General features: G+C 33.4%; 22 protein-coding genes. 3 read left to right on the top strand and 19 right to left on the bottom strand.

Annotated elements, in window-relative coordinates; genetic code table 11:
• Positions 1-10: 10 nt before the first annotated feature.
• The 5 genes from T537_RS0101320 to T537_RS0101300 form a co-directional block, all read right to left on the bottom strand.
• The gene (locus T537_RS0101320; protein WP_027437564.1) at positions 11-1,102 is read right to left on the bottom strand and encodes an FIST N-terminal domain-containing protein; all 1,092 of its coding nucleotides are present in this window, start codon (positions 1,100-1,102) and stop codon (positions 11-13) included.
• Positions 1,103-1,315: 213 nt separating this feature from the next.
• Entirely contained in the window at positions 1,316-2,119 is an 804-nt protein-coding gene (locus T537_RS0101315) for a gluconate 5-dehydrogenase (RefSeq protein ID WP_027437565.1), read from the bottom strand.
• Between the two features lie 105 nt (positions 2,120-2,224).
• Positions 2,225-3,067 (bottom strand): 5-dehydro-4-deoxy-D-glucuronate isomerase, encoded by an 843-nt coding sequence (gene kduI, locus T537_RS0101310; RefSeq protein ID WP_027437566.1) that lies wholly within the window; start codon positions 3,065-3,067, stop codon positions 2,225-2,227.
• A 226-nt stretch (positions 3,068-3,293) separates the two neighbouring features.
• Positions 3,294-4,598: a pyrimidine-nucleoside phosphorylase gene (locus tag T537_RS0101305; protein ID WP_027437567.1), complete on the bottom strand. Its 1,305-nt coding sequence runs from the start codon at positions 4,596-4,598 to the stop codon at positions 3,294-3,296.
• A 90-nt stretch (positions 4,599-4,688) separates the two neighbouring features.
• Complete coding sequence (locus T537_RS0101300; RefSeq protein WP_051554926.1) at positions 4,689-5,912, bottom strand: phosphopentomutase; 1,224 nt, start codon at positions 5,910-5,912, stop codon at positions 4,689-4,691.
• 136 nt (positions 5,913-6,048) lie between these two features.
• Between T537_RS0101300 and T537_RS0101295 the strand changes: the two genes are divergently transcribed.
• Positions 6,049-7,080, top strand: a complete 1,032-nt coding sequence (locus T537_RS0101295; RefSeq protein WP_031555799.1) for a 3-deoxy-7-phosphoheptulonate synthase — start codon at positions 6,049-6,051, stop codon at positions 7,078-7,080.
• Between the two features lie 133 nt (positions 7,081-7,213).
• Here the strand turns inward: T537_RS0101295 and T537_RS0101290 are convergent, their stop codons facing one another.
• On the bottom strand, positions 7,214-7,765 hold the full coding sequence (locus tag T537_RS0101290) for an NUDIX hydrolase (protein WP_034210241.1): 552 nt from the start codon (positions 7,763-7,765) through the stop codon (positions 7,214-7,216).
• Between the two features lie 116 nt (positions 7,766-7,881).
• On the opposite strand from T537_RS0101290, the gene T537_RS0101285 reads away from it, so the two are divergent.
• The gene (locus tag T537_RS0101285) at positions 7,882-8,388 is read left to right on the top strand and encodes a flavin reductase family protein (RefSeq protein ID WP_027437571.1); all 507 of its coding nucleotides are present in this window, start codon (positions 7,882-7,884) and stop codon (positions 8,386-8,388) included.
• A 147-nt stretch (positions 8,389-8,535) separates the two neighbouring features.
• Here the strand turns inward: T537_RS0101285 and proC are convergent, their stop codons facing one another.
• The 13 genes from proC to T537_RS0101215 all read right to left on the bottom strand — a co-directional run bounded on the left by proC (position 8,536) and on the right by T537_RS0101215 (position 21,628).
• A complete protein-coding gene (gene proC, locus T537_RS0101280; RefSeq protein WP_031555796.1) occupies positions 8,536-9,333 on the bottom strand; it encodes a pyrroline-5-carboxylate reductase in 798 nt (265 codons plus the stop codon).
• A gap of 288 nt (positions 9,334-9,621) precedes the next feature.
• Complete coding sequence (locus tag T537_RS0101275; protein ID WP_027437573.1) at positions 9,622-10,905, bottom strand: aspartate aminotransferase type Ic; 1,284 nt, start codon at positions 10,903-10,905, stop codon at positions 9,622-9,624.
• Positions 10,906-11,256: 351 nt separating this feature from the next.
• Positions 11,257-12,843, bottom strand: a complete 1,587-nt coding sequence (gene rny / locus T537_RS0101270) for a ribonuclease Y (protein WP_420323099.1) — start codon at positions 12,841-12,843, stop codon at positions 11,257-11,259.
• Positions 12,844-12,972: 129 nt separating this feature from the next.
• Entirely contained in the window at positions 12,973-13,611 is a 639-nt protein-coding gene (locus T537_RS0101265) for a regulatory protein RecX (RefSeq protein WP_027437575.1), read from the bottom strand.
• 20 nt (positions 13,612-13,631) lie between these two features.
• Positions 13,632-14,723, bottom strand: coding sequence for a recombinase RecA (gene recA / locus T537_RS0101260; RefSeq protein ID WP_051554927.1), 1,092 nt, complete (start codon positions 14,721-14,723; stop codon positions 13,632-13,634).
• A gap of 265 nt (positions 14,724-14,988) precedes the next feature.
• Positions 14,989-15,474, bottom strand: a complete 486-nt coding sequence (locus tag T537_RS0101255; protein ID WP_031555789.1) for a CinA family protein — start codon at positions 15,472-15,474, stop codon at positions 14,989-14,991.
• Positions 15,474-16,016 (bottom strand): CDP-diacylglycerol--glycerol-3-phosphate 3-phosphatidyltransferase, encoded by a 543-nt coding sequence (pgsA, locus tag T537_RS0101250; protein WP_027437578.1) that lies wholly within the window; start codon positions 16,014-16,016, stop codon positions 15,474-15,476. Before pgsA ends, T537_RS0101255 begins: the two co-directional genes overlap by 1 nt.
• Positions 16,017-16,121: 105 nt before the next feature.
• Positions 16,122-17,450 (bottom strand): 30S ribosomal protein S12 methylthiotransferase RimO, encoded by a 1,329-nt coding sequence (gene rimO, locus T537_RS0101245; RefSeq protein WP_027437579.1) that lies wholly within the window; start codon positions 17,448-17,450, stop codon positions 16,122-16,124.
• Between the two features lie 142 nt (positions 17,451-17,592).
• Positions 17,593-18,279 carry a DNA alkylation repair protein gene (locus T537_RS0101240; RefSeq protein ID WP_027437580.1) on the bottom strand — a complete coding sequence of 229 codons (687 nt, stop codon included), beginning with the start codon at positions 18,277-18,279 and terminating at the stop codon, positions 17,593-17,595.
• A gap of 82 nt (positions 18,280-18,361) precedes the next feature.
• Positions 18,362-19,525 carry a 23S rRNA (uracil(1939)-C(5))-methyltransferase RlmD gene (gene rlmD / locus T537_RS0101235; RefSeq protein WP_031555786.1) on the bottom strand — a complete coding sequence of 388 codons (1,164 nt, stop codon included), beginning with the start codon at positions 19,523-19,525 and terminating at the stop codon, positions 18,362-18,364.
• Positions 19,526-19,635: 110 nt separating this feature from the next.
• Positions 19,636-20,010, bottom strand: a complete 375-nt coding sequence (gene rpoZ, locus T537_RS11885) for a DNA-directed RNA polymerase subunit omega (protein WP_027437582.1) — start codon at positions 20,008-20,010, stop codon at positions 19,636-19,638.
• Complete coding sequence (gene gmk / locus T537_RS0101220; protein WP_027437583.1) at positions 20,010-20,648, bottom strand: guanylate kinase; 639 nt, start codon at positions 20,646-20,648, stop codon at positions 20,010-20,012. Before gmk ends, rpoZ begins: the two co-directional genes overlap by 1 nt.
• A 101-nt stretch (positions 20,649-20,749) precedes the next feature.
• Positions 20,750-21,628, bottom strand: coding sequence for a YicC/YloC family endoribonuclease (locus T537_RS0101215; RefSeq protein WP_031555784.1), 879 nt, complete (start codon positions 21,626-21,628; stop codon positions 20,750-20,752).
• Between the two features lie 183 nt (positions 21,629-21,811).
• Here T537_RS0101215 and T537_RS0101210 point away from each other — a divergent pair, with 183 nt between their 5' ends.
• Complete coding sequence (locus tag T537_RS0101210; protein WP_031555772.1) at positions 21,812-23,572, top strand: Rqc2 family fibronectin-binding protein; 1,761 nt, start codon at positions 21,812-21,814, stop codon at positions 23,570-23,572.
• The last annotated feature ends 93 nt before the right edge of the window (positions 23,573-23,665 follow it).

Below are 23,665 nucleotides of genomic sequence, written 5' to 3'. Positions count from 1 at the left end.
ACCTCCTCCTTTACTCAAATACTGCGCATACCATTGTCTGATTTACATGCTGATTCATATACTGCTCTCCACCAGCAATAAAGCCAAAGTTTGGTGCTACACTTGCCATGTTTTTAAGGTATTCAATAGTGTAATTTTCATTATTAAAGAATAGGTATCTAAAAATACAATTAAATGAAATAATACACGAAGGTTTACTAATTTTAGCTCTAATCTCACGCTTAGTGTCTTCCACAACTTCTTTGTAATCAAGAACGTTTAGGATACTAATAGCATCGTTTTCATATATCTTTTTGTAATTAATTAAGCCACCATTAGTTCCTGGCTCTTTCATTGAAGCAATATATACTTCGCTGCCAACGATACGTCCAAATGGCTGTGATAATACATTTTCACATACTTTATTTACAGGAATACCAGTCTCTTCTGAATAAACTTGAGCAGCTGGCTTTCCATCTAAGCAAATCAATTCTCTCTTCTTTAAGTCTACCTTAGTAGCTATATGAAGAGCTCCATTACCTGGTCCATAGATATTTTCCTTAAATAATGCTACTTTACCCTCTGTATTCTTAATTACAATATATCCCAATGTGTTTTTATAAGCTGTGCCATTTACATAAACTAAGGGATCTTTACCTTCTGGCACATCAAAAATTGAACCACCAATAAGGTTTACCTTATGGCTACTAAGAACGATATTAATTGTTGATGTTGCAATTTCCTCATTATATGGACAAAATTCTACACATACTGTATTATCATTACCCGCGCCAACTTCTTGAATACTTTTTTCCAAAGTATAGATTTCTGATAATGGAGCTCTTGATATATGCTTAATTATACCAGCAGATAATTTAGCGCCACCTGTAATTGCCATAATCTGCAAATGCTTATTATCTACTACATCATTCATATAACCAATACCACTAGTTCCTAAAATCGGAATGCCTGGAAATCGTTTTGTTAGTTCATCGCCAACAGCAGTCATCATGTCATATGAACTAACATAAATTAAACCTATGGGATTTGACACTCCCCCCAAAGCCTCAGTTACAGCCTTAGAGGGATCCATATTTTTACTAATTCCAAATTTAGTTTTCATATAGCCTCCTAATTGTATTAATTTGTTACGAACTTATACTAGTAGTATTTTAACACAATAATTAGTATTTGTTAAGTAAATACCACAAATTTTTTTCATAAAAAAAGGACTAAGTATATAAATATACTTAGTCCCAATGAAAACACTTTTTTTATTTAATTAAATAATAATGTCAAGACTCACTCGCGAGTCTTGCGCACCGACTGAGTTAAATTACTGTGGCTGCTTTCCGATGTAAGCAAGAATACCACCATCAACGTAAAGGATGTGACCATTTACTGCATCAGCTGCTTCTGAAGCTAAGAATACTGCAGGACCTGCAAGTTCTTCTGGCTTTAACCATCTTTCAGCTGGAGTCTTAGCAACGATGAATGCATCGAATGGATGTCTTGAACCATCAGCCTGTCTCTCACGAAGTGGAGCTGTCTGAGGAGTTTCAATATAACCAGGTCCGATACCATTACACTGGATGTTGTACTTACCATATTCAGAACAAATATTTCTTGTAAGCATCTTTAAACCACCCTTAGCTGCAGCATAAGCTGAAACTGTTTCACGACCTAATTCTGACATCATTGAGCAGATGTTAATAATCTTACCATGACCTCTTTCGATCATTGAAGGAATAACAGCCTTAGATACGATGAATGGAGCGTTTAAGTCAACATCGATAACCTTTCTAAAGTCTGCTGCTGACATTTCGATCATAGGAATTCTCTTAATGATACCAGCGTTGTTAACTAAGATATCGATAGGACCAACTTCCTTTGTGATCTTTTCTACTGTAGCGTTAACAGCTTCTTCATCTGTAACGTCACAAACATAACCTGCTGCGTCGATACCAGCTTCCTTATAAGCTGCTAAACCCTTATTTACTAAATCCTGATTAATATCGTTGAAAACGATTTTAGCACCAGCCTTTGCCATGCCTGAAGCGATAGCAAAACCAATACCGTATGATGCACCTGTTACGAATGCAATCTTGCCTTCAAGTGAAAAATTAACTGACATTTTCATAATCTCCTTTTTTTTGATATATAAATGAAATCTAAAAACTAGATGTCATTCCAAAAGATAAAGCTCAAAAATTAGCCTGTAAATTTGGCTAACTAGTATGAATAATTATTTTAAATCCTTCATATCAACATCATCCATATCATCGAAGTCCTGATTTTCTCCAACCATACCCCAGATAAATGTATATGCATGTGTAGCTGAAGCTGAATGAATTGACCAGCTTGGTGAAATAACAGCTTCTTCGTTTCTCATTACGATATGACGAGTTTCTGTAGGCTCGCCCATGTAGTGGAATACAACAGCATCTTCTGGAACTTCGAAGTAAAGATAAACTTCCATTCTTCTATCATGTGTATGACATGGCATTGTGTTCCATACTGAACCTGGCTCAAGGCAAGTCATACCCATCTCTAACTGGCAGCTTTCAACCTGACCTGGAAGGATATACTTGTTAATTGTTCTGTGGTTAGCTGATTCAAGGCAACCAAGCTCCTTCTTATTCTCAGGTAAGATATCCTTAGCTGGATCGATGAATACTGTTGGATATGTCTTATGTGCTGGAGCTGAGTTTAAATAGAACTTAGCAGGATTCTTAGGATCTGCACTCTTAAATGTAATATCCTTAGAACCCATTCCAATATACATACCATCTTTATACTTGAAATTGTATTCCTTACCATCAACAGTAACTGTACCGTTACCACCAATGTTAATAATACCTAATTCTCTTCTTTCAAGGAAATAATTAGCTCTAAGCTCATCACCTGCTTCAAGCTTTAATTCCTTGTTAACTGGTGTTGCTGCACCAACAATGATTCTATCAATCTGACTATAAGTTAACTTAATTTCGTCTGGAACGAATACGTTCTCAATTAAAAAATCGTGTCTTAATCTTGCTGTGTCGTAAGTTTTTACGTCCACAGGATTTGCTCCTGGTCTTACTTCCATTTTTATTCTCCCTTACTTTTTTTAAAAATAGAATTTGCGATATAGATAGCTGTTTAGTTTTAATACAAATACTAAAAGTTAAAAAATCTAAACCGCAATAGTTATGTTAGCATAAAAAATACCTAGATACAAGTAAAAAAGCCCGTTACTTTTCTAACAAAGTCTAGATATTTTGTTAGTTTTTTGGCAATTGCCCTAAAAATACTAGTTAGAGATTTACGTTCTTTTATTCTATTATTTTTTTAATCATACTTTCTTTTAAAACTTCATGATTAACTATAGTAAATGCTGATAATACTTCAGATAATGCCTGCTCTTTATTTTTTTCATCATTTACATAAACTGTTGCAAGCAGCTCTCCTTTTTTACAGTAATCGCCACGTTTTTTATTTAGGACAACACCTACTCCAAAATCAATTGAGTCTTCTTTTTTCTCTCTGCCGCCGCCAAGAATCATGGATGCATGCCCAATAACATCAGCTTTTATATGCTTTATACAGCCCTCTTTTACTGACTTAACTTCATATTTTGATTTAGCAGTTGGTAAAATAGAATAATCATTTATAACATCCACATTTCCATCTTGTGCATTTAAAAATTCCCTGAATTTATTTAGGGCGCTGCCATTAGCTATGCTTTCTTCTAACATTCTTTTTATTTCATTATCGCTTTTATTAAGGCCTGCACACTTACACATTTGAGTGCCAAGACACATAACAAGTTCCATTAAGTCTTTAGGTCCCCTGCCCTTTAAAGCTTCAATTACCTCTATTATTTCAAGACTATTTCCCACAGCCATTCCAAGGGGTTCATCCATTTCACTAATTACTGCTATTGTTTTTTTATTTAGGGAATTTCCAATTTTTACCATTAATTTAGCTAATTTAGTGGCATCCTCCATTGTCTTCATAAAGGCACCGCTTCCAACCTTAACATCAAGACATATAGCATCAGCTCCACTTGCTAGTTTTTTACTCATAATTGAGCTTGCTATTAAAGATATATTCTCAACAGTTGCGCTTGCATCTCTTAAGGCATATATCTTTTTATCTGCTGGAGCCAAATTACCTGTCTGACCTGTAATTGCAAGTCCTATTTCATTAACTTGCTTAGTAAATTCATCCAAACTAAGACTTGTAGTAAAGCCTGGTATACTCTCCATCTTATCTATTGTTCCACCAGTGTGTCCAAGGCCTCTTCCACTCATCTTAGCACAAGGGATATTAAGGGCTGCAACCATAGGCATAAGTACTAGAGTGGTCTTATCTCCTACTCCTCCTGTGGAATGCTTATCGACCTTAATTCCCTTAATGCTACTTAAATCAAGAATGTCGCCACTATCTCTCATAGACATGGTAAGATTAATGGTTTCTTCTTCATTCATTTTATTAAAATAAATCGCCATAAGAAGAGATGACATTTGATAATCAGGGATTTCTCCACATGTAAAGCCCTTTATTATAAAATCAATTTCCTCTTTTTCTAAAGGAAGACCATCTCTTTTTTTGGCAATTAAATCTATCATTCGCATATTTCTTCCCCCCTAATCTATTTACTTTTAGCTTAGATTAATCTTTGCTTACAAAGCTTAAACTAGAATATCCTTTATGCTAAGTATCTTTTATGCTAAGATATCCTTTAATCTACTAGTTCCAATTTGAGTCTTTCTTGTATTAAAGATTTCAGCAATTGTCTGTGCTATATCTGCGTAAGTATCTCCTGTGTGTAGATTTACATTTTTCTTTAATTTTTTACCATACATAAGAACAGGTACATATTCTCTTGTGTGATCTGTTCCTGTATATGTTGGATCACAACCATGATCAGCTGTAATAATTAAGATATCATCATCTCTCATGGCATCAAAAATTTCTGGCAATCTACTATCAAAATCTTCTAAGCCCTTGCCGTATTTAACTGCATCTCTTCTATGTCCCCATGCAGAATCAAATTCAACAAGATTTGTATAAATAAGACCTTTATTATCCTGTCTCATATATTCTAGGGTTTTATCAACGCCATCCATATTGTCCTTAGTATGAACTGCCTCGCTTATGCCTTCTCCTGCAAAAATATCTTCGATTTTTCCAACGGCATAAACCCCTAATCCCTTGTCATCTCTAATTCTATTAAGGATGTTATCCTTTGACGGTGCTAAAGAAAAATCTCGTCTATTAGAAGTTCTTACATAATGTCCATTTTCTCCAATAAATGGTCTTGCAATTACTCTTGCAACTCCTAAATCGCCCTGAAGGTAATCCCTTGCAATTTGGCAGATTTCATATAATCTATCTAGGCTAATTACATCTTCATGGGCAGCTATTTGATAAACTGAATCAGCAGATGTATAAATAATTGGTTTTCCACTTTTTACCATCTCATCTCCTAGTCTATTAATTACCTCAGTTCCTGATGCTGGTTCGTTACATAAAATTCCAGGTAAATTGGCTCTTTTAATAATCTCAGCATTTGTTTCATCACTAAATCCATTAGGGAAAGTTGGAAATGGATTTGAAGAATATATTCCTGCCATTTCCCAATGACCTATAGTTGTATCCTTACCTGCAGATTTTTCTTGTAATTTACCATAAATACCAATGATTTTATCATCACTAGGGTTATCTATATAATCAATTCCGTCAATTTTTCCAATTCCAAGGGAAATTAAATTAGGAATATTAAGTCCCTTATTAGCTTTATAGGTATGGCCAAATGTATCAACGCCAACATCTCCAAAATCCTTTGAATCTGGGGCTTCGCCAACTCCTACACTATCAAGCACAATCCAAATTACTCTATTAATGCCAGATGCATTTTCTTTACTTTTGTTGTCTAAATTATTCATAATAGTCCTCCTATGTATTAATTCCCACTCATATTTAGGATTATTTTATCATGAAGATACTTAAAATCCTAGAAAACTTTTCTAATTTGTTATATTATAATCTTAAAATTTGATAAATATGTAGGAGATGTATATAATGAGTTTTGAATTTTTAAAAAAATTACCAACACCAACAGAAATCAAGGCTGCCTATCCATTAGCTGAAGAATTTGCCAAGATTAAGAGAGAAAGAGATGAAGAAATCGCTAAGATTTTCAAGGGAGAATCTAATAAATTTATAGTAATTATTGGACCTTGTTCTGCAGATAACGAAGAAGCTGTTCTTGATTACACTACTAGACTTGCTAAAATTCAGGATAAAATCAAGGATAAAATCCTTATTATTCCACGTGTATACACTAACAAGCCTAGAACCACAGGCATTGGCTATAAGGGCATGCTTCATCAGCCAAATCCTGAAGAAAAATCAGACCTTTATGGTGGCCTTGTAGCCATTAGAAAAATGCACATAGACATTATTAAAGAAACTGGCCTTACTCCAGCAGATGAAATGCTTTATCCAGAGAATTACTGGTATTTAGAGGATGTTCTATCTTATGTTGCAGTTGGAGCAAGATCTGTAGAAAACCAGGAACACCGCCTTGTATCTAGTGGTATTGATGTACCTGTTGGTATGAAAAATCCAACATCTGGAGACTTTAGCGTTATGTTAAATTCTGTAGTTGCTGCACAGTCTAAGCAGACTTTTATTTATCGTACTAACGAAGTTACAACTAATGGTAATGCCCTAACACACTGTATCTTACGTGGTGCTGTTAATAAACATGGCCAAAATAACCCTAATTATCACTATGAGGACATTGTTCGTCTATATAACATGTATAAAACAAGAGAATTACAGAATCCAGCAGTTATCATTGATGCCAATCATTCTAATTCAGGTAAACAATACAAAGAACAGGTTAGAATTTGCAAGGAAGTGCTTCACAATTGTAAATACAATCCAAATATTCGCGAATTAGTTAAGGGTGTAATGATTGAAAGCTACATTGAAGAAGGAGCTCAAAAAGTTGGAGAAGGCATCTATGGAAAATCCATTACTGATGCTTGTCTTGGCTGGAATCAGTCAGAAGAATTATTATACGAAATTGCTGATAGATTAATCTAAACAAATAAGGTCCGAAATTGAGGTGACCCCAAAAAGTTAGAATTTTTTAGCGTAGCAGTTTTTGGCTGCTACGCTATTTTTATGCAGCCAAGAGGCTAAGCCTGTATTGAACAGGAATCATCCATCCTAGTTTTTATTTAATTAAGTCATCAGGGATTGCAAGAATTGCAGCTACAGTCTTAGCATCAATAATCTCACCATTCTTAATCATTTCCTTGGCTTTTTTAATTGGGAATTTTAAAACATTAATATCTTCATCATCGTCTAAATGTCTTTCACCTTTTGTAAGATCTGTTGCAATATAAATATCAATTAACTCATTACAGTAAGCAACCGCTGTTACAATTGTAAGGAGCTTTTCAATCTTACCAGCTCTAAATCCTGTCTCTTCTTCAAGCTCTCTTGCAGCAGCTCTAACAGTTGGCTCATCCTTAAAATCAAGACAACCTGCTGGAATTTCTAGGGTCTTACCATCCACAGAATTTCTGTACTGGCTCACCATTAATATTTCGCCATCATTGGTTATTGGAATTACTGCTGCTGCATTTCCTCTGTGATCTAAATAGTCCCACTTTGATGTATGACCATCTGGAAATTGCATTGTATCCTTGTACATATCAAGAATTGCTCCCTTATAAACCAATTCTCTTTCTATCCTTTTTACACCTTCCATTAATTTATACATAGGAAAAATCCTATGCTCCTTTCCTCTATTTTTTGTCACATTTAAATGCAAATGTGATATAATCTATATATTAAACGTTTAAATTTAAATAATCAATAAATATTTGGAGGGGAATTATGCACGTATTTCAACCATTACCACTAGATTTATTCGAACTCAATCCATTTACTAAATTAAATAAAGAATGGGCTATTGTAACTGCAGGTACTAAAAAAGAAGCTAATCCTATGACTGTAAGCTGGGGTGGACTTGGTACTTTATGGAATAAAAGCGTAATCACTATTTATATTAGAGAATCACGATATACTAAGGAATATCTTGATAAAAATGATTTTTTCTCACTAAGTTTCTTGCCTAATGAGAATCGTAACGCACTTAGTGTATGTGGCTCTGTTTCTGGTAAGGATTGTGATAAATGGGAAGAATCAGGCTTAACACTTAATAGCCGCTTAGGAATTCCATTTCCTGATGAATCAAGTCTTGTATTTCTTTGTAAAAAACTTGCATGCATTCCAATGACAAGTGATACTTTTACAGATAATGAAATTAACAAGAAATTCTATGAAAATGGGGACTATCACTATATGTACATTGGCGAAATTATGGATGCAATGGCAAGATAGTTTTTAGTAAATTTCAGATAAAAATTAAGGGAAGAATAAATGCTTTTATTTACAAAAAGCTTTATTCTTCCCATTTTTATTTATAATAAATTTAATAGTATAATTTTGTATTATGATTTTGTATTTTTTTATCTATATACTATCTTTTTATTTAATCTTAGTACATTTATCGTAACATGCATCTGTTGCTTTAATAATAGCATTTCTTAAGCCATACTCTTCAAGTGCTGTAACTCCACAAATTGTTGTACCACCAGGTGAGCATACATTATCTTTTAATATGGCAGGATGTGTATTAGTTTCAAGTACCATTTTTGCTGAGCCAAGAACTGTTTGTGCAACAATTTTTATAGCGTCATCTCTTTTTATTCCATATTTAACTATTGAATCTGCAAGAGCTTCAATAAACATGTATACATAAGCTGGTGAACTGCCACTTCCGCAAACAATTGCATCCATTAATCTTTCTTCTACATAGCTTACCTTACCAAAAGAATTAAAGAATTTATCAATTACTTCTAATTCTTCTTTACTAAATTCATCTTTATTAAGAGAAACACCTGTCATACCTTCTCCCACCATTGCAGGTGTATTAGGCATTGCACGTACCACCTTAACCTTATTATCAAAACTTTTCTTTAATGAATCTATACTAATGCCCGGTGCGATAGAAATAATAACTGTTTCTAAACTTACATAATCTTTAATTTCCTCAATTACAGCATTGTATATAACCGGCTTAACAGCTAAAATTACATATTTTGCAGTCTTTGCTAGTTCAGCATTACTATCTACACAAGATACATTAACTTCTTTAGCGATTCTTTCGTATTTTTCTTTACTATGACTAGTAATAACAATGTCCTCTAAATTAAAGTGTGAAACAACTCCCTTTAGCATAGCATAACCCATATTTCCTACGCCAATAAAACCAATTTTACTCATTTTCTCTCCTTTAACCCTTAATTAATTTTTATAAAAAATCTGCAGGTAACATTTAGATTATACCAAATGATTACCTACAGATAAATGTTTTTGTTTTTGGTTTTGTTTTTGATTTGTTTTTGTTTAAATTTAAAATTGTTTGTTAATCTTTGTGTAAGCAATCCCCGCTTAAAAAGCGAAAGCCTTACTTAGATATTAGTCAAGACTCGCGAGCGAGTCTTGTACTCCGACTGAGTTAAATTCGGATAGTTCTTAGTTTGCCTTTTAATAAATATCAATTTAAATTGATTATTTTGTTTCAAGTAATTTTTCAACTGATACAAGCTTTACGCAAAGTACGAATAACTCAGCAGCCTGAGCCATTTCTTCAGGTGTTGGGAATGAAGGAGCAATTCTAATATTGCTATCCTTAGGATCCTTACCATATGGGAAAGTTGCACCAGCATTTGTTAATTTAACTCCTGCTTCCTTACATCTAGCTACGATTTCCTTAGCACATCCATCTAAGCTTTCAAAGCTAATAAAGTAACCGCCATGAGGCTTTGTCCATGTACCAATTCCTGTATCCTTTAATTCTCTGTCTAAAACTTCTAATGTAGCTTCAAACTTAGGACGCATCATATCAGCATGCTTCTTCATATGAGCCTTTAAGCCATCGATGTTCTTAAAATATCTTACATGTCTTAACTGGTTTAATTTATCGTGACCAATTGTTTGAATTGTAAGCTGCTTCTTAACATCAGCGATATTAGCATGTGAAGATGCAAATACTGCAACACCACTACCTGGGAATGAAACCTTAGATGTTGATGCAAATTCAAATACCATATCTGGATTACCAGCCTTCTCACATTCTGCAAGAATATCAAGGATTTCATCTTGATTATCATCATATAAATGATGAATAACATATGCATTATCCCAGAAAATTCTAAAATCAGCTGCTGCTGGCTTTAAGTTAGCAAATCTCTTAACAGTTTCATCTGAATAAGAGTAACCCTGTGGATTAGAATACTTAGGTACACACCAAATACCCTTAACAGATTCATCGTTATTAACATACTGCTCAACTAAATCCATGTCTGGACCATTCTCTGTCATTGGAATTGTAATCATTTCAATACCAAATCTTTCTGTAATAGCAAAATGTCTATCATATCCAGGTGCTGGACATAGGAACTTAACCTTGTCTAATTTACACCATGGTGTATTACCTAATAAACCATGTGTATAAGCACGTGATACCTGATCATACATAATGCTAAGTGAAGCATTACCATAAATAATAACATGATCTGGAGTAGTTCCAATCATATCAGCCATTAACTTCTTAGCTTCTGGAATACCGTCGAGAACGCCATAATTTCTACAATCAGTACCATCTTCAGCCTTAAGAAGTGATTTAGAATTAATTGCATCTAAAATATCAAGTGAAACATCTAATTGTGTTGCTGATGGCTTACCTCTAGACATATCAAGACTTAAACCCTTAGATTTAGCTTCCTGATATTCTTTGTTTAACTCATCCTTTAATTTAAGTAATTCCTCTTTACTTAATTCAGTATAATTCATAAACTTCCTCCTAAAACATGTCACATTATTACTTAATTTCTAGCATATGTAATCTCAAGAAATACCATAGGTTCACGATATAAATGAGCTTACATGCCTGTGACTTTACTTTCTAAATAAGAAATCCTTCTCAAACTTAATAAAATTAAGTTATTTGTCAAAAAACTTATTCAAGTCACTAGTATAATACACAATAAAGCCACCTATTGCAACTAAAATTAAGAAAAATTTGAAAATTCTTTCTTTTATTAAGTTAGCAGTTTGCAAATTATATTTCAAAACGTCAAAAAAGGTGATTAAAGATTTCTCTTTAATCACCTTAGTTAAATTCTTTCTCGGTTTGAAATCTGATTACTTAGCGTAATCAACAGCTCGTGATTCTCTAATAATACTTACTTTAATCTGACCTGGATATTCCATCTGATCTTCGATCTGCTTAGAAATATCTCTTGCCATAAGTACCATATCAGTATCACTTACGACTTCAGGAACAACCATTACTCGAACCTCTCTACCTGCTTGAATGGCAAAGGACTTTTCAACTCCCTTAAATGAATTTGTAATGTCTTCTAATTGTTTTAGTCTGTTTGTATAAGTTTCTAACGTCTCTCTTCTAGCACCAGGTCTTGCAGCTGAAATAGTATCAGCAGCCTGTACTAAACAAGCTATTAAGCTTTCTGGTTCAACGTCTCCATGATGTGCTTCAACCGCATTAATAATAATTGGTGATTCCTTATATCTTCTACATAAATCCACACCTAATTGAACGTGAGATCCTTCCATCTCATGATCTACTGCTTTACCAATATCATGTAATAAACCAGCTCTCTTAGCAGTCTTAACATCAAGACCCATCTCAGCAGCAAGTAAACCAGCTAACTGAGCAACCTCAATAGAATGCTTTAAAACGTTCTGTCCGTAACTAGTTCTATATCTTAGTTTACCAAGTAAACGAACCAATTCAGGATGAATTCCATGAACACCAACCTCAAGGGTTGCAGCCTCACCTTCCTCTTTAATTAATGCCTCTACTTCTTTTTGTGCTTTCTCAACCATTTCTTCGATTCTAGCTGGATGAATACGTCCATCAAGAATTAACTTCTCAAGAGCGATTCTAGCTATCTCTCTACGAACTGGATCAAAGCCTGATAAAACTACAGCCTCTGGAGTATCATCAATAATTAATTCAACACCAGTCATTGTTTCAAGAGTTCTTATATTACGACCTTCTCTACCAATGATTCGACCCTTCATTTCATCGTTAGGAAGCTGAACTACAGAAATAGTTGTCTCAGCTACGTGATCTGCAGCGCATCTCTGAATTGCATTAACAACGTATTCTCTTGCCTTCTTATCTGCTTCCTCTTTAGCTCTGCTTTCTAATGTCTTAATCATTACAGCAGTATCATGTTTTACTTCATCTTCAACAGTCTTTAATAGAAATTCTTTTGCCTGTTCGGAGGTTAAGCCTGAGATTCTTTCAAGTTCCTGTTGTCTCTGTTTCTCTAGTTCTTCTACCTTAACTCTAGCTCTACTAAGTTCCTCTTCTCTCTTAGTAATGCTAGCGTCACGCTTTTCAACAGCCTCAATCTTCTTATCAAGGGATTCCTCTTTAGAAGTAACTCTCTTCTCATATTTCTGAAGTTCGTTTCTTCTCTCTCTAGTCTCTTTCTCAAGTTCATTACGAGCTCTAATTGACTCTTCCTTAACTTCTAAAAGAGCTTCCTTCTTAGCAGCTTCCTTCTCTCTGACAGCTGCTTCCCTATCTGCGATTGCGGCGTCCTTAGCTTCTTTGGCCGCTTGCTTTTCTTTAATTGCTTCATCAACAATTTCTCTAGCTTTCTTGTTAGCTTTACTAATCTTAGATTTATTGCCAACGTTATAAGCTACAACTGCAACTATAACAACTAAAACTACAACAAGCGCTACTATCAAAATAGGATCCACAGGAGCGCCTCCTTATTTAGTTTTATTGTACCAAACATACAACAATTACATATTACCTTTTAATTCAATTATTGTCAAGAATATTGCACTATTATTAAGCCCGCACAAAGGGTGCATTTATCAATAATTAATAATTACAATTCTAAGTGCTTTATTAATTATATCCATTGTATAGCCTCTACGAAAGAGATAAGCTATTAGTTTAGATTTAGATGCATAGTCTATAGATTCTAAGCTTTCATCCTCTGATAGCTTTAATTTCTTTCGTACAAGCTTTACTATCTGCTTAATTTCACTATCATTGTCTTCATAGAATTCATCAGCTATTTCTTTGATTAGAGCTAAATCAGCTCCCTTTTGAATTAGCTTTAATTCTAATACTTTGCGTGATTTATTAGCTGATTTAAAGTGGAAATAGTTATATACATACCTTCTATCATCTAAATAGCCATACTTGTTTATATAGTTAATAGCAGATTCTATTGATTCTTCAGGATAATAGCTTTGTCTTAGTTTAGATTTAAGTTCTTCTTTTAAATAGTCTCTAGTTTGTAATAAAGACATAGCCCTCTTAGTTGCCCTTTTAGAAAGAGCGCTTACAATCTCGTTATAAGCGCTCTCATTTAGGACATCTCCTTCTTTAAGATGTAATCTTCTTAATTCACCTTTATAAAGGGCAAAACTTTCATCATAATTTAAACAAATAATTACCTTCTTAGAATTTAATTCTTTAATTGAGGTAATCAATAATTCAACCATAATCTAGTGTCCTAATCTTATTATTCTTCTGTAGCAGCCTTCTTCTTACCCTTAGTTGCCTTAGTTTCTGGCTCAGTAGCTTCAGGGCTTGCTTCTGTAGCTTCCTCTTCTCCAGGCTCAATACCATAGAATACTCTTACCTTATGGTCAATTTCCTCGTAAAGAGCTGGATTCTCAGTTAAGAATTGCTTAGCATTCTCTCTACCCTGGCCAATCTTCTCACCATTGTATGAGAACCAAGCACCCGCCTTATTAACAATGTTAGCATTAGATGCTAAATCTAATAAATCACCAACTGCTGAAATACCCTTACCAAACATAATATCAAATTCAGCTTCTCTAAATGGAGGAGCAATCTTATTCTTAACAACCTTAACTCTTGTTCTATTACCGATTACTTCACCATTCTGCTTTAATGTCTCAATACGACGAACATCTAAACGTACAGAAGCGTAAAATTTAAGTGCTCTACCACCTGTTGTTGTTTCAGGGTTACCAAACATAATACCAACTTTCTCACGTAACTGGTTAATGAAGATAACAACACAGTTATTCTTACTTACAACTGGAGTAAGCTTTCTTAAAGCCTGTGACATAAGTCTAGCCTGTAAACCAACATGTGAATCACCCATATCACCATCAATTTCAGCCTTTGGTACAAGAGCTGCAACTGAATCCACAATAACAATATCAATAGCACCAGAACGTACCATTGTCTCACAAATCTCAAGAGCCTGCTCACCACTATCAGGCTGAGAAATATATAAATTATCTATATCTACACCAATGTTCTTAGCATAAACAGGATCAAGGGCATGTTCAGCATCAATAAAGCCTGCAATTCCACCACGCTTCTGAACTTCTGCTACCATATGAAGAGCAACAGTTGTCTTACCACTTGATTCTGGACCATATATTTCAACTACTCTTCCCTTTGGAACACCACCGGCACCAAGGGCAATGTCTAAGCTAAGTGAACCTGTAGGAACACATTCAACATTAAGAGATGCTGCCTGTTCTCCAAGCTTCATAACTGAACCTTTACCAAATTGTTTCTCAATATTAGAAATAGCAGCGTCTAATGCTTTAAGCTTCTCATCATTGTTAACCATAATTTCAATCTCCTTATATCAAAACGTTTTTTCGAAACATTCGTTCGTCTAAAATAATAATAATACCATAACAATTCTTTGTCAATAGTTTTTCGAACATGTATTCGGAATATTAGATGAAACTCTAAAATGATAGGCATATAGCCTAGAATATAATTAAATTATATATACTGGAACAACAAAAATATTACCATAGCTTTTTATTTTTGTAAACCTTAACAAAACAAAAAGCATAGAAAAGAATCATCTTTCCTATGCTAATTCTTTATTTAATACAATCTAAAACTAATTGAAGAGCATTCTTTGTGGCTTTAAAACGAATAGTTTTTCTATCACCATCAAAATTAAATTCCCTTACTTCAACTTTGTCTTTATAAGCACATCCAATATAAACAAGTCCCACTGGCTTTCCATCTTCCATTGAAGGACCTGCAACACCAGTTACTGAAACAGCTACATCAGCACCGCTAACTTCCTTAGCGCCAGTTGCCATCTCACTTGCAACTTCACTACTTACAGCTTTGTATTTATCCATTGTTTCATGTCTAACGCCAAGCAAATCCTCTTTAGCCTTATCGCAATATGTTACAAAGCCCTGTTTAAATACACTTGAAGCTCCGCTTATATTAACGATTACAGAACTAATTAAACCTCCAGTACAACTCTCAGCAGTAGTTAATACGAGTTTCTTTTTTTTAAGCTCTTCTACTAGCTCTAAATCTAGTCCATCTATAAATTCATCAATACTCATTAATGTGTACCTTCTAAAAAGATTTTGTAATTCTTAAAAATATAATCGAGTAATGAAATAACTGTTAATACTAATGAAACATATATAAGAACAGTATTAACAATCATTGAACCAGGATAAGGTAATTCAAGGATTACTAAGATAATTGTTACCATTGTAACTGCTGTCTTTATCTTTCCCCACCAACTTGCAGCAATAACAACACCATTGTCTGATGCAACAAGTCTAAAACCACTAATAATAAATTCTCTTGCAATAATAACAATTACAATCCAACCATAGATTTTTCCTAGGTCTGAAAGAGCAATAAGTCCTGAGCATACAAGCAACTTATCTGCAAGTGGATCCATAAATTTTCCAAAGTTAGTTACTAGATTGTATTTTCTAGCAATTTTTCCATCAAGCATGTCTGTTAAGCTGGCAATAATAAAGATTGCTGCAGCTATTAAATTATGTGCTGGAATGTTATCTAAGTATAAAAATACTAAGAAAACAGGCACTAAAATAACTCTAAAAATAGTCAATTTATTAGGTAAATTCATTTTAAGCCTCCTATAATTTTAGCTTTTTTTAAAAGTCAAAATAAAATATTTACTTTTAACTATCTTATTTTATCAGATTATATCAAATAGTAAAATCATTTTTTATTAGTCTTCAATAATTTCACCAAGAAGGTCATATTCTGTAGCATCTGTAATTTTTACCCTTACAATTGTTCCGCTAATTAATTCATAATCACATGAAACAAAAACAAGTCCGTCAACATTTGGAGCATCCTTATAAGAACGGCCTACGTAAGTATCATCATCAGGGATATAGCCTTCAATTAAGACTTCTAATTCCTTGCCTACCATAGCCTGTGACTTCTCAATAGAGATTTCCTGCTGTAATTCCATAATTTCATCACGACGACTAGCCTTAACTTCTTCTGGCACCTGGTCTTCAAATTCAGCTGCTGGTGTGCCCTCTTCCATAGAATAAGTAAATACACCAAGTCTATCAAATTCAAGCTCATCAACGAAATTATAAGTAGTTTCAAAGTCTTCCTCTGTTTCTCCTGGGAAACCTGTAATAAGTGTTGTTCTTAAAGTAATATCAGGTATTTCCTGTCTTAATTTATTAACTATATCAATAATATCCTGTCTTGATGTTCTTCTACCCATTCTCTTTAAGATATTATCAGAGCCTGACTGAATAGGTAAATCAAGATAATGACAGACCTTAGGCTCATTTTTAATAGCCTGAATTAATTCATCATCAATTTCCTCAGGATAACAGTAAAGAATTCTAATCCACTTTAAATCTTCAATCTTAGAAAGTTCGTGAAGAAGCATAGGAAGTGACTTCTTGCCATATAAGTCAACACCGTAAAGTGTTGTTTCCTGTGCGACTAATATAAGTTCGCTAGCACCATTTTCTACTAAATGCTTAGCCTGCTCAACTAAATATTCAACTGGATAACTTCTAAAGCTTCCTCTAACGTAAGGAATAATACAATAAGTACATCTCTTATCGCAGCCCTCAGCTATTTTTAAATACTCAAAATATCCAGGAGTTGAAATAACTCTCTTATCCTTAACCTGAGGTAATCTGTTATCATCATCAATAAAATTAATATTTTTCTTAGCACATACGCTCTCAATTGCCTCCGCAATCTTGTCAAAACTTGTTGTTCCTACATATGCATCAACTTCAGGTAATTCCTTAATTAATTCGTCCTTATATCTGTGAGCTAAGCAACCTGCAGCAATTAAAATCTTGCACTGACCATCTTCTTTTCTTTGACCCATCTCAATAAGGGTATTAATGCTTTCTTCCTTAGCATCCCCAATAAAACAGCATGTATTAACAACGATAATATCTGCACTGTACTCATCATCTGTAAACTCATAGCCCTTGTTTTTTAAAATACCTAGCATATTCTCTGTATCAACTAGGTTTTTATCACAACCAAGGGAAACAAACATAATCTTCATACGATTTCTCCTTATTTAAAACTAATTTCATTATTTAAATCTAATTTCATTACAATTTAAAAAGCCTATTACAACAAATGTAATAAGCTTTTTATTTGATTAAGATATACTGTGCTATTCTAACATATTTATGTTAAATGCGCTATTTTATTTTAAGTGTTCTTAAAAATGTCTTCTGATTTGTAGAAATTCTATTGCTCTCAATGGCTTTTTGAATAGTTTTATTGTGAACCCATTTATCAAGACATTTATTTGTAAGAAAAGGAAGAACTTCATCGTATTGTTTAGCAAGTGCTGTGGCAAAATACCAAGCAATCATCATATTTACATAATATTCATCTGATTTGACATTAGAAACCATTCTTACATAATTAAGGTCAAAGTCTTCATCAAGATAATGCTTCATTAACATTTCTATGGCAAATCTAACAGTATAACATCTATTTGATTTTATCCAGATATTGATATGTTTAAGAAGTTCTTTTTTATGTCTTTTAAAAATATATGGAGACATCTGATCTGTAGTAGCCCAATTATCTATAAAAGGCAAAAATTCATTAACTTTTTGTATACATAAATTAAAATCCCTAATATCAGAAACAATAAAGGCATGTAGCTGATTTTCTTCAAAAAATCTGTGGGGCAAGCTATTAAGAAAAATTTCAATATCTTCATTTGACTTAAGAGATTTTGATAGTTTTCTTAAATCAGGGGTTCTAACCCCTATAACACAAGATTTTTCCACGTTAGGAATTAGCTTTGATTGAAATTCCTTATAATTTTTATCTTCTAATTCAAAAAGTGTATGTTGAATATCATTTACTATCATTTATCCCTCCAAGTTTGATGCACCATTTTTGCACTTACTAGTCTTCCATCTTCTAATTCAAGCCTACATATGCGTCAGTTTTTCATCTACTCAAAAGGCACACTGTCTCTGTGTGCGGTGTATGAGGGAACATATCAAAAGGTGTCACTGGGCTTATCTTATATCCGCCCTTAATTAAAGTCTTAATGTCCCTTACTTGAGTTTCTGGGTTACAAGAAATATAAACCACTCTATCTGGCTTAATCTTAAGTATTGATTTTAGAAAATCTGGGCTTGAGCCAGATCTTGGTGGGTCCATAACAACAACATCTGCCTTACGGCCGCTTGCTGCAAAATCCACTAAAAACTCTCCTGCGTCTGCTGCCTGAAAGTAAATGTTTTTGATATTGTTAAGTTTAGCATTAACTTTCGCGTCTTCGATTGCATTTTCATTAAGCTCAACTCCAATAACCTGGCCTGCTGCCTTGCTCATAGCCATACCAATTGTACCAATGCCACAATAAGCATCGATAACTGTGTCCTTCTTAGTTAAATTAGCAAGCTTAATAGCCTTTTTGTAGAGCTTTTCCGTCTGGTCATGGTTTATCTGATAAAATGAACTAATGCCAAGTCTAAATCTAAGGCCACAAAGAATATCCTCAATATAGCCCTTGCCATAAAGAGTTACGGTTCTTTTACCAAGAATCATGCTAGTTTTAGAATTATTTACATTTTGTAGAATTGTAGTAATCTCTGGATGACGTTTTCTGATTTCCTTCAAGAAATTATTCTTTGATGGAAATGCAATGTCGCCTGTAACTAAACATAGCATAACTTCCTTAGTTACAACCCCACGTCTAATTAGGATATGGCGTATGAAGCCCTGTTTTGTGTCTTCGTTGTAAGCCTTGTATTTAAAGGATTTCATAAGCTCTCTAATAGTATTAATGATACTACGACAGACCTCATCTTCAATCATACAATCTTTAATATCTACTACATCATGACTGTTTTCCCTATATGTACCCATAAGAACATTGCCCTTTTTATCAGCAGACACTACAGCATGTACTTTGTTTCTATAATAAATTGGGCGATACATAGACACGATAGGCTCTACCTTAGCAATATCCTTAAAAAGCTTGTTCATATCTCTATTTTTAATAGCAAGTTCATTATCATATTTCATTCCAGCATAGGCACAAGCACCACATTTTTCAAAATATGGACAATTAATTGCTTTAGTTTCTTCGTTATAACTACTCATATATACCTCAAACAAATTAAAATTAGCTTTATAAATCTTTATACTAAATTAAGCAGTCACCTAAAAACTAGATGACTGCCTATCATTGTAATCTTATTATTTAGTTCTAATTAGAACTGCTCGTCACTATTACCAACGATCTTAACCTTACCCTGGTAAAGTTCGCTGACAGCAATTGATAAAGGCTTATCATTCTCTGTTGAATGAATAAGAGGAGTACCAATAACAAGCTTTCTTTCGTCTTCAGCAGAAATCTTCTTCTCTTCTACTTCCTTCTTGTCCTTATCCTTTTCTTTTTCCTTTACTGATGCATCAGCCTTAGCCTTGTTGATCTTTTCCTGGATAGATCTAGCATCAATAATTTCCTTTGCACGTGTTGCAGTAGCCTTAACGATTGAATATCTAGACTGTACTAAAGGCTGCTCACCTTCTTCAACCTCGCTATTAATTACTGCCATTAATTCAGTATAAGATGGATGTATCATTATTGTTCTCCTTTCGAATAAGCTTTAAGCTCTTCTCTAACTTTATTAATTAGTTCAATGTTGTTATTAATCTTCATCTTCTCAGATGAAACTATCCCAACTATACGCTCTACGCAGTCTTCTACCTTATCATTAATTACGACGTAGTCATAATTTGATAAGCCTTCTGACTCATCATAAGCTCTTGAAAGTCTTGCAAGAATTGTAGCTTCATCTTCTGTATTACGACCACGAAGTCTATTCTCTAATTCCTTAGCACTAGGTGGTGTAATAAAGATTAATACTGCTTCAGGATAAATCTTCTTAATATTAAGTGCACCCTGAATCTCAATTTCAAGAATTACATTCTTACCAGCTTCAAGCTGACTTTCTACATATGCCTTAGGTGTTCCATAATAATTGTTAACATACTTAGCATATTCTATTAATTCATTATTGTCTATCATGGATTCGAATTCTTTAACTGACTTAAAGAAATATTCTCTTCCATTCTCTTCTCCAGGTCTAGGATTACGAGTAGTAGCTGAAATACTTAAGCAATACTCAGTATTGTGGTTAGAAAGTAGGCTCTTAACTACAGTTCCCTTACCAGCTCCTGAAAACCCTGATAAAACAATTAGTAAACCTTTGTTGTTCATAACATAACCTCATATCTTAAATTATGTTGCGTAGGTAAATTGACTTTACACAATGCGCAAATTCTATTATACCTAAGAGCCTAAAAACAATCAAGCAAAATTTATTCGATATTCTGGATTTGCTCTCTTACCTTCTCAATTTCAGTCTTTAAATCAATAGCTGCATTAGAAATTTCAATGTCATTAGCCTTTGAAAGAATTGTATTAGATTCTCTATTCATCTCTTGTGCAATAAAATCCATCTTTCTACCAATGCCACCGTCTTCTGATAAGCACTTTCTAGCATGATTAATGTGACTTCTAAGTCTGACTGTTTCTTCATCAACACAGATCTTATCAGCATAAATTACAACTTCTGTTGCAATTCTTGATTCATCAATTGTTGTATCTCCTAGAATTTCCTTAACCTTATCCTCAAGCTTACTTCTATATTCCTTCATAATTTCAGGACTACGCTCTTCTATAAAATCAACAAGTTTTTCCATATGATCAAGTTTTAAAAGTAAATCATTCTTTAGATGCTCACCTTCTAAAACTCTAGTCTCTACAAATTTCTCTAAACTTTCCTTAAGAGCTTCTTCAATAAATGCCCATAATTCCTCTTCGTCAACCTCAGCATCTTCCATAGAGATTACTTCTGGATATCTTGATAATGCTGAAACATTAATATCATTCTCAATCTTAAATTCATCTGCCATCTTAGCAAAAATATCCATGTATTCCTTAGCTAATTTATCATTGTACTTAAGATTAACCTGAGTTTCGTTGTTATCTTCATAATTAATAAAAATATCAACTTTACCTCTATTAGCATACTTTTTTAAAGTTTCTCTAATTCTTGATTCAAAGGAGTTAAGTTTCTTAGGCATCTTGATTCCTGCCTCTAGATATCTATGGTTAACTGATTTTACCTCAATAACTATTTTTCTGTTGTTTTTTAATATTTCGCTTCTACCAAAGCCTGTCATACTTTTAATCACAAATGTCACCTCGTAAATATGTATTGATGTGAACTTATTAAATTCACTAATTTTATAACCCCACAAACTTCTATAATTATAACAATACTTTGGGAATTTAACAAGGATATTAATAGTGATATCTAGGAATTTATCTATAAATTTGGTAAACTATCTAATACATCTATATTAAGGAGGACTAACATGGCATTTGACGGAATTGTTATTTCTAATATCGTAGAAGAATTAAACCAAACCATTAAGGGTGGTCGACTATATAAAATTGCTCAACCAGAAAAAGACGAGCTATTATTAACTGTAAAAACACAAAGCGGACAATATAGACTTTGTCTATCATCCAATGCAACTCTACCCCTTTGCTACCTAACTGATAGCAATAAAAAAGCCCCAATTCAAGCTCCTAATTTCTGTATGCTTTTAAGAAAGCACTTAAATAACGGTAGAATTATAAATATTACACAACCTGAATTTGAGCGAATAATTGATATTGAAGTTGAGCATTTAGATGAATTAGGAGATTTATGTAGAAAGCATATTATAGCCGAATTCATGGGAAAGTATAGTAACATAATGCTTGTGGATTCTAATAACATAATCCTAGATAGTATTAAGCACGTATCGGCTCAAATGAGCTCTGTTCGTGAGGTTTTCCCAGGAAAGCCTTACTTTATCACTAATACAACTAACAAATTAAATCCTTTAGTAATTACTAAAGAAGATTTTTACAATAATATTTTTAGTAAACCTGTGGCAATTACTAAGGCAATTTACCAAACTCTTACAGGATTTAGTTCACTTTCTGGCGAAGAAATATGTGCTAGAGCAGGCATTGACTCTACTCTTCCTGCTAACTGTCTAAATGAGGAAGCCAAAGATAAAATATACCAAGTTTTTGCTAAACTTATTAAAGATATTAATGATAAAAATTACAAGCCAGAAATTGTAAAAACTAATAATGTTCCTGAAGAGTTTTCTGCATTTTCTTTATCACTTTATAGCGGAAGCAATAAGACAGCAGATATTGAAACTACTAGCTATGAATCAATTAGTAAACTTATAAGAGATTTTTATTCTCAAAAAGAGATTCACACTAGAATCCATCAAAAATCTTCTGATATGCGCCGCGTAATTACTACTATTCTTGAACGTGATATTAAAAAGTTAGACCTTCAGGAAAGACAGCTAAAGGATACCAAAAAAAGAGAAAACTATAAAATTTATGGCGAGCTTTTGTCAGCTTATAGCTATGATGTAATAAGTGGCTCTAAGGAATACACTTGTATTAATTATTATGATAACCAGCCAATTACTATTCCTCTTGATGCTGATCTTAGTGCCATTGATAATGCTAATAAGTATTTTGCCCGCTATAACAAATTAAAGAGAACATTTGAGGCAACCACAAAGCTTATAGAAGACGTAAAACAAGATATAAACTATCTTGAATCTGTCCTTACTTCAATTGATATTGCAACAACTGAGGATGACTTAAATCTCATTAAAGAAGAACTACATGAAACAGGTTATATTAAAAGCGGTGCTAAATCAAAAGCAAAGCAAAAACTTAACTCAAAGCCACTTCACTATATTTCAAGCGATGGATTTGATATTTATGTAGGTAAAAATAATAATCAGAATGATGAATTAACCTTTAAATTTGCCAACGGTAACGACTGGTGGTTCCATGCTAAGCAAATGCCTGGTTCTCACGTAATTTTACGAACTGACGGAAGGGAAGTCCCTGATAGAGCCTTTGAAGAGGCAGCTGCCCTTGCAGCCTATTATTCTAAAGGAAAAAATCTAGAAAAAGTAGAAATCGATTATATTATTAAAAAAGAAGTTAAAAAACCAGCAGGTGCAAAGCCAGGTTTTGTAGTTTATTATACAAACTACTCACTAATAGCAAAATCAGATATTTCAAATTTAAAGCAAGTTAGTGACTAATTAAATATTACGCAAGTTAATGATTAATTAAATATTACAAAAGATATTTTTTACTATGAGATTATATTATTTATCTTAATCAGATAAATAATA

The sequence above is a fragment of the Lachnospira multipara LB2003 genome (genome assembly GCF_000702205.1).
In the GTDB taxonomy this organism is placed as follows: domain Bacteria; phylum Bacillota; class Clostridia; order Lachnospirales; family Lachnospiraceae; genus Lachnospira; species Lachnospira multipara_A.
The sequence above is the reverse complement of the archived record's forward strand: the minus strand, read 5'-3'. Positions and strand labels throughout refer to the sequence as shown.

What these genes read in the sequence shown, in the direction of transcription:
- T537_RS0101255 (WP_031555789.1), bottom strand. Translation starts at nt 15,474, where the DNA reads ATGAGTATTGATGAATTTATAGATGGACTAGATTTAGAGCTAGTAGAA.
- T537_RS0101320 (WP_027437564.1), bottom strand. Translation starts at nt 1,102, where the DNA reads ATGAAAACTAAATTTGGAATTAGTAAAAATATGGATCCCTCTAAGGCT.
- T537_RS0101240 (WP_027437580.1), bottom strand. Translation starts at nt 18,279, where the DNA reads ATGATAGTAAATGATATTCAACATACACTTTTTGAATTAGAAGATAAA.
- kduI (WP_027437566.1), bottom strand. Translation starts at nt 3,067, where the DNA reads ATGGAAGTAAGACCAGGAGCAAATCCTGTGGACGTAAAAACTTACGAC.
- rimO (WP_027437579.1), bottom strand. Translation starts at nt 17,450, where the DNA reads ATGAAGATTATGTTTGTTTCCCTTGGTTGTGATAAAAACCTAGTTGAT.
- T537_RS0101265 (WP_027437575.1), bottom strand. Translation starts at nt 13,611, where the DNA reads ATGGTTGAATTATTGATTACCTCAATTAAAGAATTAAATTCTAAGAAG.
- rlmD (WP_031555786.1), bottom strand. Translation starts at nt 19,525, where the DNA reads ATGAGTAGTTATAACGAAGAAACTAAAGCAATTAATTGTCCATATTTT.
- rpoZ (WP_027437582.1), bottom strand. Translation starts at nt 20,010, where the DNA reads ATGATACATCCATCTTATACTGAATTAATGGCAGTAATTAATAGCGAG.
- T537_RS0101210 (WP_031555772.1), top strand. Translation starts at nt 21,812, where the DNA reads ATGGCATTTGACGGAATTGTTATTTCTAATATCGTAGAAGAATTAAAC.
- T537_RS0101285 (WP_027437571.1), top strand. Translation starts at nt 7,882, where the DNA reads ATGCACGTATTTCAACCATTACCACTAGATTTATTCGAACTCAATCCA.
- T537_RS0101300 (WP_051554926.1), bottom strand. Translation starts at nt 5,912, where the DNA reads ATGAATAATTTAGACAACAAAAGTAAAGAAAATGCATCTGGCATTAAT.
- proC (WP_031555796.1), bottom strand. Translation starts at nt 9,333, where the DNA reads ATGAGTAAAATTGGTTTTATTGGCGTAGGAAATATGGGTTATGCTATG.
- T537_RS0101305 (WP_027437567.1), bottom strand. Translation starts at nt 4,598, where the DNA reads ATGCGAATGATAGATTTAATTGCCAAAAAAAGAGATGGTCTTCCTTTA.
- pgsA (WP_027437578.1), bottom strand. Translation starts at nt 16,016, where the DNA reads ATGAATTTACCTAATAAATTGACTATTTTTAGAGTTATTTTAGTGCCT.
- gmk (WP_027437583.1), bottom strand. Translation starts at nt 20,648, where the DNA reads ATGAACAACAAAGGTTTACTAATTGTTTTATCAGGGTTTTCAGGAGCT.
- T537_RS0101295 (WP_031555799.1), top strand. Translation starts at nt 6,049, where the DNA reads ATGAGTTTTGAATTTTTAAAAAAATTACCAACACCAACAGAAATCAAG.
- recA (WP_051554927.1), bottom strand. Translation starts at nt 14,723, where the DNA reads ATGGTTAACAATGATGAGAAGCTTAAAGCATTAGACGCTGCTATTTCT.
- T537_RS0101275 (WP_027437573.1), bottom strand. Translation starts at nt 10,905, where the DNA reads ATGAATTATACTGAATTAAGTAAAGAGGAATTACTTAAATTAAAGGAT.
- T537_RS0101315 (WP_027437565.1), bottom strand. Translation starts at nt 2,119, where the DNA reads ATGAAAATGTCAGTTAATTTTTCACTTGAAGGCAAGATTGCATTCGTA.
- T537_RS0101290 (WP_034210241.1), bottom strand. Translation starts at nt 7,765, where the DNA reads ATGTATAAATTAATGGAAGGTGTAAAAAGGATAGAAAGAGAATTGGTT.